Origin of the sequence: Kitasatospora sp. MMS16-BH015 (genome assembly GCF_002943525.1) — a bacterium.
In the GTDB taxonomy this organism is placed as follows: domain Bacteria; phylum Actinomycetota; class Actinomycetes; order Streptomycetales; family Streptomycetaceae; genus Kitasatospora.
In genome coordinates this window covers 5,161,755-5,176,106 of sequence record NZ_CP025394.1, presented here as the reverse complement: position 1 = coordinate 5,176,106, position 14,352 = coordinate 5,161,755, and the positions used below count along the sequence as shown (strand labels likewise).

General features: G+C 74.2%; 13 protein-coding genes. 5 read left to right on the top strand and 8 right to left on the bottom strand.

From position 1 onward, the window contains the following. Positions 1-19: 19 nt before the first annotated feature. From CFP65_RS22465 to CFP65_RS22450, 4 genes are all read right to left on the bottom strand, one after another. Positions 20-1,330, bottom strand: a complete 1,311-nt coding sequence (locus tag CFP65_RS22465) for an MFS transporter (protein ID WP_104817878.1) — start codon at positions 1,328-1,330, stop codon at positions 20-22. 389 nt (positions 1,331-1,719) lie between these two features. Continuing rightward, the gene (locus CFP65_RS22460) at positions 1,720-2,184 is read right to left on the bottom strand and encodes an ATP-binding protein (protein ID WP_104817877.1); all 465 of its coding nucleotides are present in this window, start codon (positions 2,182-2,184) and stop codon (positions 1,720-1,722) included. 355 nt (positions 2,185-2,539) lie between these two features. After that, positions 2,540-3,406, bottom strand: coding sequence for a formyltetrahydrofolate deformylase (gene purU / locus CFP65_RS22455; protein ID WP_104817876.1), 867 nt, complete (start codon positions 3,404-3,406; stop codon positions 2,540-2,542). A gap of 108 nt (positions 3,407-3,514) precedes the next feature. After that, complete coding sequence (locus CFP65_RS22450) at positions 3,515-3,952, bottom strand: hypothetical protein (protein WP_254552518.1); 438 nt, start codon at positions 3,950-3,952, stop codon at positions 3,515-3,517. 294 nt (positions 3,953-4,246) lie between these two features. Here CFP65_RS22450 and CFP65_RS22445 point away from each other — a divergent pair, with 294 nt between their 5' ends. Further along, entirely contained in the window at positions 4,247-5,530 is a 1,284-nt protein-coding gene (locus tag CFP65_RS22445; protein WP_104817874.1) for an ABC transporter substrate-binding protein, read from the top strand. Between the two features lie 72 nt (positions 5,531-5,602). Here the strand turns inward: CFP65_RS22445 and CFP65_RS22440 are convergent, their stop codons facing one another. Both CFP65_RS22440 and CFP65_RS22435 read right to left on the bottom strand, forming a co-directional pair. After that, positions 5,603-6,769, bottom strand: a complete 1,167-nt coding sequence (locus tag CFP65_RS22440; protein ID WP_104817873.1) for a hypothetical protein — start codon at positions 6,767-6,769, stop codon at positions 5,603-5,605. A gap of 111 nt (positions 6,770-6,880) precedes the next feature. Continuing rightward, complete coding sequence (locus CFP65_RS22435; protein ID WP_104817872.1) at positions 6,881-8,257, bottom strand: transcriptional regulator; 1,377 nt, start codon at positions 8,255-8,257, stop codon at positions 6,881-6,883. A 361-nt stretch (positions 8,258-8,618) separates the two neighbouring features. Here CFP65_RS22435 and CFP65_RS22430 point away from each other — a divergent pair, with 361 nt between their 5' ends. Then, positions 8,619-9,332, top strand: a complete 714-nt coding sequence (locus tag CFP65_RS22430; RefSeq protein WP_104817871.1) for a bifunctional DNA primase/polymerase — start codon at positions 8,619-8,621, stop codon at positions 9,330-9,332. Between the two features lie 416 nt (positions 9,333-9,748). Here the strand turns inward: CFP65_RS22430 and CFP65_RS22425 are convergent, their stop codons facing one another. Beyond that, the gene (locus CFP65_RS22425) at positions 9,749-10,441 is read right to left on the bottom strand and encodes a metal-dependent transcriptional regulator (protein WP_104817870.1); all 693 of its coding nucleotides are present in this window, start codon (positions 10,439-10,441) and stop codon (positions 9,749-9,751) included. Between the two features lie 212 nt (positions 10,442-10,653). Here CFP65_RS22425 and CFP65_RS22420 point away from each other — a divergent pair, with 212 nt between their 5' ends. The 3 genes from CFP65_RS22420 (at position 10,654) to CFP65_RS22410 (ending at position 13,397) form a co-directional block, all read left to right on the top strand. Beyond that, entirely contained in the window at positions 10,654-11,403 is a 750-nt protein-coding gene (locus CFP65_RS22420) for a sugar isomerase domain-containing protein (protein WP_104817869.1), read from the top strand. A 101-nt stretch (positions 11,404-11,504) separates the two neighbouring features. Continuing rightward, positions 11,505-12,491, top strand: coding sequence for a DUF4231 domain-containing protein (locus CFP65_RS22415; RefSeq protein ID WP_104817868.1), 987 nt, complete (start codon positions 11,505-11,507; stop codon positions 12,489-12,491). Positions 12,492-12,530: 39 nt separating this feature from the next. After that, entirely contained in the window at positions 12,531-13,397 is an 867-nt protein-coding gene (locus tag CFP65_RS22410) for an alpha/beta hydrolase (protein WP_104817867.1), read from the top strand. On the opposite strand, the gene CFP65_RS22405 is transcribed toward CFP65_RS22410, so the two are convergent. After that, entirely contained in the window at positions 13,378-14,352 is a 975-nt protein-coding gene (locus CFP65_RS22405) for a D-glycerate dehydrogenase (protein ID WP_104817866.1), read from the bottom strand. The two genes, CFP65_RS22410 and CFP65_RS22405, sit on opposite strands and share 20 nt — an antisense overlap.

The window sequence follows — 14,352 nt, the reverse complement described above, 5'->3', positions numbered from 1 at the left end:
CCGTGGCGGAGCCCACCGCTCAGGCCGCGGCCGGGGCTCCGGCCGCCCGGCCGACGCGCAGCGCCAGGCAGAGCAGCACCGCCACCGCGCAGAGGCCGCCCGCCGCGTACCAGGCGGCGTCGTAGTCGCCCAGCTTGTCGCGGACCAGGCCGGCCAGCTCGGCCACCACCGCCGCGCCGATCTGGTGCGCGGCCAGCACCCAGCCGAAGACCACCGGGGCGTCCGGGCCGAAGTGCTTGCGGCAGAGCGCGACGGTCGGCGGCACGGTGGCCACCCAGTCCAGGCCGTAGAAGATCACGAAGGCGAGCATCGGGGGCCGCAGCGAGCCGGCGAAGAGCTGGGGCAGCAGGAGTAGCGAGAGGCCGCGCAGCGCGTAGTAGGTGACCAGCAGCTTCCGGGAGTCGAAGCGGTCGGTGAACCAGCCGCTGGCGATGGTGCCGATCACGTCGAAGACGCCGATCAGGGCAAGCAGGCTCGCGCTGGTGGTGACCGGCATGCCGTGGTCGTGCGCGGCCGGCACGAAGTGGGTGCCGACCAGGCCGGCCGTGGTGGCGCCGCAGATCGCGAAGGAGCCGGCCAGCAGCCAGAACGCCCGGCTGCGGGCGGCCCCGCGCAGGATCCGCAGGCTGCGGGCCAGCGCGCTGCCGGTCAGCACCGGTTCGGGCGGAGCCGTGGTGGCGCCGTACGGGAGCAGCCCGAGGTCGGCCGGGCGCTCGCGCATCAGCAGCAGCACCGGGACGGCCACTGCGGTGGCGCAGAGCGAGACCACCACCACGGCGGTGCGCCAGCCGTGGTTCTGCACCAGGGCGGCCAGCACCGGCATGAAGACCAGGTTGCCCGCCGCGCCGGCGGCGGTGAGCACGCCGGTGACCAGGCCCTGCCGGGCGGTGAACCAGCGGCCGCTGACCGTGGTGGCGAAGGCCCCCGCCATCGAGCCGCTGCCCAGGCCGACCAGCACGCCCCAACAGAGCATCAACTGCCAGGGCCGGGTCATCAGTACGGTGAGTCCGGCGCCGGTGGAGATGGTGAGCAGCGCGCAGACCACCACCAGCCGGACGCCGAAGCGGTCCATCAGGGCGGCGGCGAAGGGGGCGGTCAGGCCGTAGAGGGTGAGGTTGACCGAGACGGCGCCGGCCACGGTCGCGTGCGACCAGCCGAACTCGGCGTTCAGCGCGTCCATCATCAGGCCGGGGGTGGAGCGGAAGCCGGCCGAGCCGAGCAGCACCACCAGGGCGACGGCGGCCACCACCCAGGCGTAGTGCAGGCGTTGACGGGTGGGTGCGGGTGAGGTGTCGGAGGCGGCGGGCACGGTCTCGGTGGTATCGGTCACGGGCCCGAGTCTGCCGAGCCGGGCGGCCGGCGACGAGGCCCGGAGCTGCCAGGATTCGTGAACTTCAGGACACGGCGGGGATCTGCGGACGGCGGCCCGCCTGCCCGGCGGGCCGCCGTCCGTCCCCCACGCGCGGGCCCCCTCGGTGCCTCCCGGCCCGAGCCGCACGCCCAGCTCTCCGTACTCTCGTCGAGGAGGCGGCCCGAGGGCAGGCAGCGGTGATCCCCCAGTGCTGGCGCCGGTCGGGTGCGGCCTCGACGTCCCCTCACACGACGGGGAGCTGCACCCAAGAGTGATCAGTCGGATACGTCACGTCAATGGGTTGTCGGAAATTCGGAATGGTTGGCGCGCATTTCCGGCGCGCGCACCGGGCCCGGCGGGGCCGGAGGTCAACCGGCGTACGCGCTGGCGGCCGGCTCCTGCTCGGCGGGGGCACCCTCGTGACCAGCGCCGATCTCGCACCAGACCCGCTTGCCGGACCCTTCCGGGTACCAGCCCCAGCGGTCGCACAGCAGCTCGACCAGTTCGAGCCCGCGGCCGTTGGTCGCCTCGCCGTTCGCGTGCCGGGGGGCGGGGGCGTCCTGGCTGGCGTCCGCCACCTCCACCCGGACGAGGTCGAAGCCGACCGTGGCGGAGGCCCCGCAGACCGGCACCGAGAGCCGGAGCACGGCCGGCGAGCCGGTGTGCACCACGGCGTTGGTCACCAGCTCCGAGACCACCAGGATCAGCGTCTCGGCGATCGGGGCCTCCGGATCGAGCCCGTGGCCCTGGAGGCGGGTGCGCACCCAGCGGCGGGCCCGGCCCACCTCGGCCGGATCCGCCTGGACCGCCAGCTGCACCTGAAGTACCTGCACCACTCCACCACCCGCACTCGCAGTAAGGCCGCACACCCGAGGCCCGGTCGGACTGCCCATGGCTTCGTCACGAATACGCCTCAGGATGATCCGGCAGACCGGGCACAGCAAGCGCTTCGGGCATATTCCAGCGATCGGGGGACAACGCGGTGCATACTGTCCCGCTCACCCTGACGAGCTTCGCACCAGCGGTCGTCCGGCCGCCCGGCCGCGCGGGCCGTCCAGGGTCGGTGCGGCGCGCGGCACGAGCGTAACGAAACTACCGCCACGCAGGCCCCAACCGGCCGCCGCCACGAGCGAACCACCCTTCCTACATCAGTCCAGCGGCCCTCGAACAGCGCGGCTGGACCTCCGCTCAGGCGAACACGACCGTACGGCTGCCGTTCAGCAGCACCCGGTGCTCGCTGTGCCACTTGACCGCGCGGGCCAGGGCCTGGCACTCCACGTCCCGGCCGAGCGCGACCAGCTGTTCGGGCGTCACCTCGTGGCCGACCCGGGCCACCTCCTGCTCGATGATCGGCCCCTCGTCCAGGTCGGCCGTCACGTAGTGAGCCGTCGCACCGATCAACTTCACGCCCCTGGCGTGCGCCTGGTGGTACGGCTTCGCGCCCTTGAAGCTCGGCAGGAAGGAGTGGTGGATGTTGATGATCCGTCCGGAGAGCGCCTTGCACAGGTCGTCGGAGAGCACCTGCATGTAGCGGGCCAGCACCACCAGGTCGACCCGCTCCTCGGCCACCAGGTCGAGCAGCCGGCGCTCGGCCTCGGCCTTGTTCTCCCGGGTGACCGGCAGGTGGTGGAAGGGCAGCCCGTACGACTCGGTGAGCTCGCGGAAGTCGGTGTGGTTGGAGACCACCCCGGCGATCTCCACCGGCAGGGCGCCGATCCGGGCCCGGAAGAGCAGGTCGTTGAGGCAGTGGCCGAACTTGCTGACCATCAGCAGCACGCGCATCCGCTCGGCGCTCGGATGGATGCTCCACTCCATCCGGAAGGAGGCACCGATCGCCGCGAAGCTGGCCCGCAGCCGCTCGGCGTCCACCTGCTTCTCGGCCGTGAAGTGCACCCGCATGAAGAAGAGGCCGCTCTCGGCGTCCCCGTACTGCTGGCTGTCCACGATGTTGCACCCCGTCATGAACAGGTAGCTGGAGACCGCGTGCACGATCCCCTGCTTGTCGGGGCAGGACAGCGTGAGGACGTACTGGGTGCCGGTGCTCTGCTCTTCCACGGTGCGCTCGTCCCGTTCCTTGCTCGGTGGCTGGTGCGAGCCGTCCAGAGTGTCACAGACCTGCGGTGATCCGCTGCCGCGACCGCCCTTCGGGACGGCTCGGCGGTCTCAGCCGATCCGGGTCAGGATCCGCAGCACCTCGAGCGAGCGCGGCTCGGCGTCCGGGTCCTCGCCGTCCGCCCGGGCCAGCTGCACGTGCGCCTCCCGGCAGGCCGCGACGGCGGCCGGCCAGCCGGGGTGACCGAGGTAGGTGGCGGCGGGGGCGTCCGCGCCGGTCTCGTGCAGCACCTGGAGCACCCGGAGCACCGCCGCGGAGACCAGGGCGGTCTCGGTGGTGTCCCGGAAGACGGTGCCGAGGTACTTCTCGGCCGGCCAGCGGTCCAGCCAGGTGTCCTCGACCAGGCGGTAGACCGCGTCGGTGACGTCCCCGTACCCGTCCTGGCCGGAGAGCCAGACGCGCTGCTGGAAGGCCGGGTCGGCGAGCATGTGCAGCCCCGAGCGCACGCGGGCGCGCCAGCGCCACCAGGGCAGGTCGTTGATCGGCATGCCGCCCATCGTGCTGGAGCGCTGCCCCGTCCGAGAAGAGTTTCGGGCAGACCGATACGAAGAATCTGCCGGGACGGCGGTGTCGGTGGAGTCAGTACTGGCAGCCATGGAAATGGATCGTACGTTCCCCGAACCACACTCCTCCACACCGCTCTCTACACGCGTCACCCATCAAGATCCCCTGGAGTTCCGCTTCCGTTGGCCTCCGGTTCGCCTTGATGTCCCTTCGGGCTACCCGATCGGGCAGAGGGTGGAGAGCGCCGAAGACCGGGCGCCTGGGGAGGGTACACAGCCATGAGGCTGATCGCAGCACGTGACGCGCGGGGGACCACACGCGGGCGCAGCCGCCGCTCCCCCCTGGCCCTGGCCGCGGCGGCGGCCCTGTTGCCCGCCCTGCTCAGCGCCTGCGGCGGGCCGGCCGAGGCCACCGACGCCCAGGACGTCTCGGTGATGACCTGGGCGCCGTCCGGCACCGGCTCCGCCGACCGCCCGGGCATGACCGACCTCGCCCAGGCCGTCGGCCGCGAGCTGGCCGCCAAGGGCGGCCTGGCCGGTCACCCGGTGCACGTGCTCACCTGCAACGAGGAGAACACCGCCGACGGCGCCACCGCCTGCGCCCAGCAGGCGGTGGACGCGCACGTGATCGCCGTGGTCGGCTCCTCCAGCCAGTACGGCACCAGCTTCATGTCGCTGCTGGAGACGGCCGGCATCCCCTACCTGGGCGGGTACGGCCTCTCCTCGCCCGAGTACAGCAGCCCGCTCTCCTACCCGGTGGCCGGCGGCCTGCCCGCCCTGGTCGCGGGGAACGGGCGGCAGCTGGTCGCGGCCGGCTGCAAGTCCGTCTCGCTGGTGCGCCCGGACACCCGGGCCGGCGACTCGCTGTTCGGCTTCCTGGCCGCCGCGCTGGCCCCCGACCGGGTCGGGCTCACCGACGTCAAGGCGCCGGAGAAGTCCAACGACTACACCGCCGTCGTCCAGCAGGCCGTCGGCGACGACCGGCCGGGCCACTGCGTCACCAGCGCGCTGGGCGCCGAGCCGACGGCCAACCTACTCGACCCCTACCGGCGGCTGAAGCCCAGGAACACCGTCTTCGCCTCGGTGATCGGCAGCGTGCAGCAGTCCGTGGTCGACTCCACCGGCGGCGACGGCGGCCCGCTGGCCGGCGCCTACGTGACCGGCTGGTACCCGACCGAGTCCTCGCACGTCTGGGACGCCCTGCGCGGCACCCTGCAGGACTACGCCAAGGGCCAGGCCGTCGACCCCGCCGACCCCGGCGTGGAGACCACCTGGGTGGCCTACGAGGTGCTCCGCCAGGCCGCGGGCCGGATCGGCCCCGGGCACCCGCTCACCGCCAGGTCGCTGCGGGCCGTGCTGGACAGCGGCGAGCCGATCGAGACGGCCGGCGCCACCCCGCCGCTCAGCTGGGGCATGACCAGCATGCTGCCCTCCGCCGACTCGCCCCGGCTGGTCAACACCGCCGTCACCTTCCAGCAGGTCCAGGGCGGCCGGCTGGTCGACCAGCAGCGCACCTTCACCGACATCCGCTGGGTGCTGACCGGCGGCAAGCCGCAGGGCTGACCGGTACGCGGACACCACAGTGGGCCCCGGGATCACCCGGGGCCCACTGTGGTGTCCGCGACCGCCCGGCGCTCAGAGCGCGGAGCCCTCCTTCTCGGCCAGGCCGGTCTTGTCGGCCACCACGTTCCAGAGCGCGGCGGCCTGCTTCTTGGCGTCGGTGGCCTGGCCGCTCGCCGCGTCGGCCTGCTTCTTGGTGTCCTTGGCGGCCTGCTTGGCGGGGTCGCAGGCCGTGAGCGAGTCGGCGGCCCAGGCCGCGTAGGCGCGGTCGGCCGCCGCCGAGGCCTGCCAGCCGGCCTTGAGCTGGGCGACCAGGTCGGCGCCGCCCGGCAGCTTGTCCACCGAGAGGTCGTTGAGCTTGGTCACCAGGCCGTCGCGCTGGGCCGCCGCGGCGGTGAGCGCCTGCTGCGCATCCGGCACCTTGTCGCACTTGCCGACCGAATCCACCGCCGCGATCACCGAGGACCGGCTGGAGCTCGCCTTGTCCAGCAGGTCGGCCAGCGCCTGGGCCTGCGCCTTCGTCGCCGGGTCCGCCGCGGCGCCGGAGCCGGTGCTGCTCGGCGCCGAGGCGGCCTTGGTGGGCTTCTTCCCGGCCGAGCCGGCGTCGCTCTTGCCGCCCCCGCCGCTCAGCGCCAGGCCGACCGCCACGCCCACCGCGACCACGCCGACCACCGCGCCGCCGATCAGCAGCCGCGAGTTGGGCTTGCGCCCGCCCTCCTCCGGGGCCGGGTAGCCGGGCTGCTGGCCGTACGGGGGCTGCTGCGGCGGCACGCCGTACTGCTGCTGCCCGCCGAAGGTCTGCTGCCCCCCGTACGAGGGCTGGCCGCCGTAGGAGGGCTGCGGCGGGCCGTAACCGGGCTGCTGCGGGGGCACGCCCGGCTGCTGGGCCGGCGCACCGTACTGCTGCTGGCCGCCGAAGCCTTGCTGACCGCCGTACGAGGGCTGCCCGCCGAAGCCCTGCTGGCCGCCGTAGGAGGGCTGCGGCGGCTCGGGGAAGCCCTGCTGGCCGCCGAAGGACTGCTGGCCCCCGTACGAGGGCGCGGCGGGCGCTCCGGGGGCCGGGCTGCCGGTCGGGTACGGCGGGAAGTACTGGGTGTCGGGCGCCGGGTCGGCCGCCGGCGGGCCCGGCTGGTCGGCCGGGGGCGGCCCCGACTGCTGCGGGGGCGCCTGCGGTGCCTCGCCCGGCTCGGGCCGGAAGAGGTCGTCCATGTTGAAGTCGTTGGAGTACGAGCGGCGGCTCACGCGAATCCCTCACCTCTGTGCGGCACCGGCCGCCGGTCCGGCCGGTCCGCCGAGTTTCGCGCCCACGCTACCCGCTCACCGTTACGGGTGACTACGCAGCCCGACCATCCGTCACGCGGCCTCCACCTCCACCCGGGCGTGGAACTCGCGGACCACCGGGTAGTCCCGGTACGGCTCCAGCCGGCGGCGGAACTCGTCCAGGTACTCGACGCCCCGGTTGGAGCGCAGGCCGCTGAGCAGCCGGACTGCCTCCGCGCCCGTCTCGCAGGCGAGTTCGATGTCGCGCTGCTGGAGCTGGGCGGTGGCGAGCAGCACCAGGTCGACGGCGCGCCGGCGCACCCGGGTGGGCGGGTGCAGTTCGAGCGCCGTTCGGGCGTACTTCTCGGCCTGCGGGGCCTGGTCGAGGTCGCGGTGGCAGTGCGCCAACTCGTCGGCCAGGTAGGCCTCGTCGAAGTGCACGATCCAGTCCGGGTCGTCCTCGGGGTTGCGCTGCTCCATCGCGGCCAGCGCCTTGGCGGCCACCGCCTCGCAGGAGCGGGCGTCGCCGAGCAGCGCGTGGCCCCGGGCCTCGGCGGCGTAGAACATCGCCATCGCGGTCGGGGTGGCCACCGAGCGGGCGCCCTCCTGGGCGGCCCGGGCCAGTTGGGCGATCTCGCGCGGATTGCCCAGGGTGGCGGCCAGGTGGCTCATCGAGGCGGCGAGCACGTAGCCCCCGTAGCCCCGGTCGTCCGCCGCCTGGGCCAGCCGCAGTGCCTGGATGTAGTACCGCTGGGCCAGCCCGGGCTGACCCGTGTCGACGGCCATGTACCCCGCCAGCTCCGTCAGCCGGGCCACCGCACCGAACAGCTGACGGCCGGTCTCCTCCCGGTAGGCGCCGGAGAGCAGCCCGGAGACCACGCTGTTGAGGTAGTGCACCACCACCGGGCGGACGTGCCCGCTGCCGAACCGGTGGTCCAGCTCGACCAGCATCTGGGTGGTGGCCCGGATCGCCGCCACGTCGGCCAGGCCGACCCGGGGGCCGCCGGTGCGGGCCACCACCGGGTCGGGCGGGGTGATCAGCCAGTCCCGGCTGGGCTCCACCAGCGCGGAGGCGGCCACCGTGGCGCCGGCCAGGAACTCCCGGCGGCCCACGTCGCTGCGCCAGAGCTCGCAGACCTGGTCGAGCGCGCCGCTGAGGGTGGCCGCGAACTGGAGGCCGACCCCGGAGCTGAGGTTCTTGCCGTCGGCCATCCCGATCTCGTCCACCGTGACGCCGCGGCCGAGCTTGCGGCCCAGCGCCTCGGCGATCACGGCGGGCGCCTGCCCGCGCGGCTGCTGGCCGCGCAGCCAGCGGGCCACCGAGGTCTTGTCGTAGCGCAGGTCGAGTCCGTGCTCGGCACCGCAGAGATTCACCCGGCGGGCGAGGCCCGCGTTCGAGCAGCTCGCTTCCTGGATCAGCTGCTGCAGACGCTCGTTGGGCTGTCGTGCGACGAGTGGTCTAGCGGCCATGGGCTTCGCCTCCCCACGCCCCCGGCCCTCGACCGGCGGGCGACGATTACTGCTGCTCGGTTGCCGACTTGCCGACCGGTTGGGGCTGTGCTCCGACCAGGTTAGCGATCAGCGACACCCCCGGGATACCCACCGTGACCGACCCACTCCCCACGCGCCCTGGCAAATGCCCCCGTGCGCCCCCGCCTGCGCCGGTTGCGACCCGGCCGGGCCACGCGCGCGCGAAGCCCCCGGCGGTGCGCCGCGCACCCACCGACGTTCCCCCACCGCCCCCCTGACGGTCAACCGGATCGGCGGAGATCGACGGACGAGTTCGAAGATCACCCCGTAACCCCGCCCTCCCCCGGGAGTTGAGCACGGCGTGGAACAGACCCCGGAAGCCCCCGAACAGGCCCTGCCGCCCCTGCTCATCGAAGCCGTCCGCTACGCGGAGGACCGCCACTGGGAGGTGGCCCAGGGCAGTTGGCTGGTCGAGGGCGACGGACCGCCGCGCTGCTCCTGCGGCGACGCGCGCTGCACCCTGCCCGGCGCACACCCCACCGCGCCGGACTGGCAGCGCAAGGCCAGCGCGGGCCCGGGCGTGGTGCGCAAGTGGTGGACGGAGAACCCCCGGGCCTCGATCCTGCTCCCGACCGGCCGCAGCTTCGACGCGCTGGACGTGCCGGAGACGGCGGGCTGCCTGGCGCTGGCCAGGATGGAGCGGCTCGAGCTCCAACTCGGCCCGGTGGTGGCCGTCCCGGCGATGCCCGGCCAGACCGGCCGCCGGCTGCTCTTCCTGGTGCTGCCCGGCTCGCTGGCCAAGCTGCCCGAGCAGCTGCGCAAGCTCGGCTGGGCCCCCGGCCGGCTCGACCTGGTCGGCCGCGGCGACGGCGACTGGATCGTCGCGCCGCCCTCCCGGGTCGGCGGGTACGGGTTCGCCCAGTGGGCCCGGCCGCCGTCCGCGCTCAACCGCTGGCTGCCGGACGCCGCCGAGCTGGTCAGCCCGCTCGCCTACGCCTGCGGCCGGGCCGCCGCCCCACCCCGGCCGGTGCAGCCCCCGCAGCCGGCCCACCCCCCGACGGCCGCCCGCCGCTGACCGGCTCAGACCGACCGGCCATTGGGGGGCGGCGTCAGGGCGTGCCAGGCGCGCGACCGGCGCGCCCCCGAAGGGCCCCGCCTCCCACCGGAGGCGGGGCCCTTCGGACGTGCCGGGAAAGAGACGGTCTACCCGTCCGGGCCTGCGGAAAGCCCCTCGTACGAGTGACAACGCTCAAGGATTGCGGCCACCTGCCGAGGGGAGGAATCACCTCGCAAGGACTTGCCGGAGGGGCGCTCGGACGGGGAAGCCGGGTGTCGGCAGGTGGAGGGGAGGAGGGGAGCCCGAGGGGGCCGTGGGCACCGACCGCGCTCGGGGCGGCCGGTCACCACGGGGCACGGGAGGGGACGGGTACGGCCCGGTGCGCGGGGACGCGCCGGGCCGTGCCCTTCTCTGCTTCCGGCTTCCGGTCTGCCTCAGCCGCGCGCCACGAAGACGTGCACCGCGATGTCCTTGCCCAGCTCCACCGCGCCCTCGCCCTCGCCGACCAGCACCCCGCCGGCGGCCGCGGCCACCCGGACGGTGGCGCCCGGCAGGATCCCGGCCCGGCTGAGCGTGCGCATCAGCTCCTCGTCGGTCTGGATCGGCTCGCCGATCCGCCGCACCACCACGGTGGAGCCGCTCTCGCCGGGCCGCACCGCGTTGAGTGTCACCAGGGCGGCGTCGTAGCCCTCGCCCACGGCCTTGGTGTCGCCCAGCTCGTCCAGGCCGGGGATCGGGATGCCGTACGGGGACTGGGTCGGGTGGCCGAGCATGGCGAGCACCTTGCGCTCCACCGTCTCGCTCATCACGTGCTCCCAGCGGCAGGCCTCCTCGTGCACCTGCTCCCACTCCAGGCCGATCACGTCGACCAGCAGGCACTCGGCGATCCGGTGCTTGCGCATCACCCGGACGGCCAGCCGGCGGCCCTCCTCGGTGAGTTCGAGGTGCCGGTCGCCGGCCACCTGCAGCAGGCCGTCGCGCTCCATCCGGCCCACGGTCTGGCTGACGGTCGGCCCGCTCTGCTCCAGGCGCTCGGCGATCCGGGCGCGCATCGGGGTGATGCCCTCCTCCTCCAGCTCCAGGATGGTGCGAAGGTACATCTCAGTGGTGTCGATCAGCCCAGACATCGTCGCCGGCTCCGTTCCTCGGTGTCCTCGACGCCAATTCTGACGCACCCGGCCGACGCCCGAGCACGCCCGACCCGTCCTGCGGGCGCTTTCTGTCCCTGTTGACAGCGGGCCGCCCCAGGCAGCACCGTGCTCGCCGTAGCTTTGTCCATTGCTTTTTCTCCCGCGGCGGTCTGGACCACCCCGGCCGCCCCGCCCGGTACGGAGACCAGATGAGCGACTTGGTGCAGCAGTACTTCGACGCGGCGGTGCGGCAGCTGGAGCGGGTGCGCAGCGAGGAGGCCGAGGGCATCGACCGGGCCGCCGAGCTGCTGGCCGGGGCGGTGGCCGAGGGGCGGCGGATCTTCACCTTCGGGGCCGGGCACTCCTCGCTGGCCGCCCAGGACGTGGTCTACCGGGCCGGCGGCCTGGTGGTGATCAACCTGCTGAACGTGCCCGGGATGACCGGGGTCAACGTGATGCCCGCCCCGCTGGGCAGCGCGCTGGAGCGGGTCTCCGGCCTGGCCACCGCCACCCTCGACCTCACCCCGGCCGGCGAGGGCGACCTGCTCTTCCTGATCTCGCTCTCCGGCCGCCAGGTGATGCCGGTGGAGCTGGCCCGGCACGCCCGGGCCAAGGGCATGCGGGTGATCGGGGTGACCTCGCTGGCCTATCCGGCCGCGACCACCTCCAACCACCCCTCCGGCACCTTCCTCAAGGACAACTGCGACCTCGTGCTGGACAGCAAGATCGCGGTGGGCGACGGCGAGCTCACCGCCCCCGGCGCCGAGACCACCTTCGGCTCGGTCTCCACCGTCGTCACCAGCGCCCTGATGCAGGCCGTGGTGGCCGCCGCCGTCGGCAAGCTCACCGAGCGCGGCCACACCCCGCCGCTGTTCCGCTCCGGCAACGTGGAGGGCGGCACCGAGTGGAACGCCAAGGTGATGGCCGACAACGCGGACCGGATCCTCTACGCGTACTGAGCTCCCGCGCGCTCCGACATGGCGCGTACCGCCCCTGTTGCCGGGGCCAGTTGACGTTCATACTGGCCGGGGATCAGGCGTAGACGGGTACGGGGGCCGGGATGACGGCAGGCGCACCGCGTTCGATGGGCAGGGTCCGGGAGGACGACCTGCTGCCGGAGCTGTTCTGGACGGCCGACTCCTCCTCCCTGCAGGGGCAGCGGCGGGCGGTCTCGCTCTCCCGCTGGGAGCTGTTGATGCTGGTGGCGGCCGCCGCCACCGGCTCGGCCGACGGCCCGGTCTGGGCCTGGCTGGCCGCACTCGCGTACGGCGCCACCGTGGCGCTGGCCGCGCTGGCCGGGCGGCAGAACCCGCAGGGGCTCTGGTACGAGGGGCGGGCGGCGGCCGAGTCGGTCAAGACGCTCTCCTGGAAGTACGCGGTGCGGGCCGACGCCTACCAGCCGCCACCGAAGACCCTGCCGGATGCCGAACGACTGTACGACGTGCAACTCGGGGGCATTATCAGCCAGTTCGGCACCACCCGGGCGATCCCGCAGATCGCCCGGGTGCAGGCCGAGCTGGACCTGTGGCGCGGCCCGCTGGCCGGCCGGCCGCCCCGCCACCCGCAGATCACCGAGACCATGAAGCAGCTGCGCGAGCAGCCGCTGGCCGTCCGGCGCGAGGTGTACCTGCGCGAGCGGGTGCTGGCCCAGCGCGACTGGTACCGGGAGAAGGCCCGCCGGTGCGCCAACGCCAGCCGCCGGGCCTCCACCCTCGGCGTGGTGCTGCCGCTGGCCGGGCTGGTGCTCGCCGTGCTGCGCGCGCTCGGCTGGTACAGCTACGACGCGCTCGGCACCCTCTCGGCGGTGGCCGCCTCGGTGGCGGCCTGGGCCCAGCTGCGCCAGTACCGGCCGCAGGCCGCCGCCTACTCCCTGGCCGCCTCCGAACTCACCCTGGTCGAGGCGCAGTTGGGGCAGCTCGCGGTGGATTCGGCGCAGGCCGAGGAGACCTGGGCCCGGCTGGCCCGGGACGCCGAGGACGCCATCTCCCGCGAGCACACCACCTGGCAGGCCCGCCGCGAGGTGCGCAACCTCGACGTGGCCGGCTGAGCCACCCCCGGACCCGCCCCCGACCCCAGGAGGACCCGCGTGACCACCCACCTGGTCGAAACGGAGGACGGCCGGGTGCTGGCCGTCGACCGGGTCGGCGACCCCGCCGGGCGGCCGGTCTTCCTGCTGCACGGCATGCCCGGCAGCCGGCTCGGCCCCTTCCCGCGCAGCAGCGTGCTCTACCGGCTCGGCGTGCTGCTGCTCTCCTTCGACCGCCCCGGCTACGGGGACTCCACCCGGCTGCCCGGCCGCCGGGTGGCCTCGGCGGCGGCCGACGTGACGGCGATCGCCGACGCCTTCTCCTTGCGCGACTTCGCGGTGCTCGGCCGCTCCGGCGGCGGGCCGCACGCGCTGGCCTGCGCGGCGCTGCTGCCCGACCGGGTGCGCCGGGTGGCCGCCCTGGTGAGCCTGGCGCCCCGGCACGCGGACGGCCTGGACTGGTACGGCGGGATGACCGCCTCGAACGTGCGCGCCTACCGCGAGATCGAGCGCGGCCTGCAGCACATCGCGGACAGCCTCCAGCTGCGCTCGCAGCGGCTGCGGGACGACCCGACCGGCCTGATCAACGGGCTGGTCTCCGAACTCCCGCCCACCGACCGCACCCTGGTGGCCGACGCGGGGATCCGCCGGATGCTGCTGAGCACCTTCCGGCAGGCCTTCCGGCAGAACGCGGACGGCTGGATCGACGACATGCTGGCCTTCACCACCGACTGGGGCTTCAAGGTGGAGGACATCGCGGTGCCGACCAGGCTATGGCACGGCGCCGACGACCAGTTCTCCCCGGTCGACCACTCCCGCTGGCTGGCCGACAAGATCCCCGGGGCCGAGCTCTACCTGGAGCCCGGCGCCGCCCACTTCGGCGCGCTCAAGGTGATGACCGAGGCGCTCAACTGGGCTGCGGGCTGACCGGGGTGACCGGCCGGCCGCCGGCCAGCACGGCCAGCAGGTTGTCCACCGCGAGGCCGCCCATCGCCTGCCGGGTGCGGACGGTGGCGCTGCCCAGGTGCGGGGCGAGCACCGCCCGCTCCTGGGCCAGCAGCGCGGCCGGCACCTCGGGCTCGTGCTCGAAGTTGTCCACGGCGGCGGCGAACAGCGCACCCGAGTCGAGAGCGGCCGCCAGCGCCACCTCGTCCACCACTCCGGCCGTCATGCTCACCAGTACGGCGCCGGGCGGCAGTTGACCGATCCGCTCGGCGTCCAGCAGGTGCCGGGTGCCGGCCGAGAGCGGGCAGGTGACCACCAACACGGGCGACTGGGCGAGCAGTTCGTCCAGCGGCAGCCACTGTGCGCCCTGCTCCTCGGCCGGGTCGAGCCGGCGGCGGTTGTGGTAGCTGACCGGCATGCCGAAGCCGGCCGCCCGGCGGGCCACCGCCTGCCCGATCCGGCCCATCCCGAGGATGCCCAGCGGGGTGCCCGAGAGCTCCATGCCCAGCATGAAGGTGGGCGCCCAGATCCAGGGCTGCCCGGAGCGCAGCAGCCGCTCCCCCTCGCCGAGCCGGCGGGCGGCGGCCAGCAGCAGCGCCCAGGCCATGTCGGCGGTGGATTCGGTGAGCACCCCGGGGGTGTTGCTCACCGCGACCCCGCGCGCGGCGCAGGCCGCCACGTCCACGTTGTGGTACCCCACGGCGTGGTTGGCCACGATCCGAAGGCCGGGCCCGGCGGCGGCCAGCAGCTCCTCGTCCACCCGGTTGTCCAGGGTGGTGAGCAGCCCCGCCGCGCCCCGGACGGCCTCGAGCAGCTCCTTCCGGGGCATCGGCCCGTCCTCCTCGTGCACCGTCACCTCGCAGGCGGCGGCGAGCCGGGGCAGCACGCCGGGGGCGAGCGGCCGGGTGACCAGGACCTTCGGACGGGTGGCAGTCAT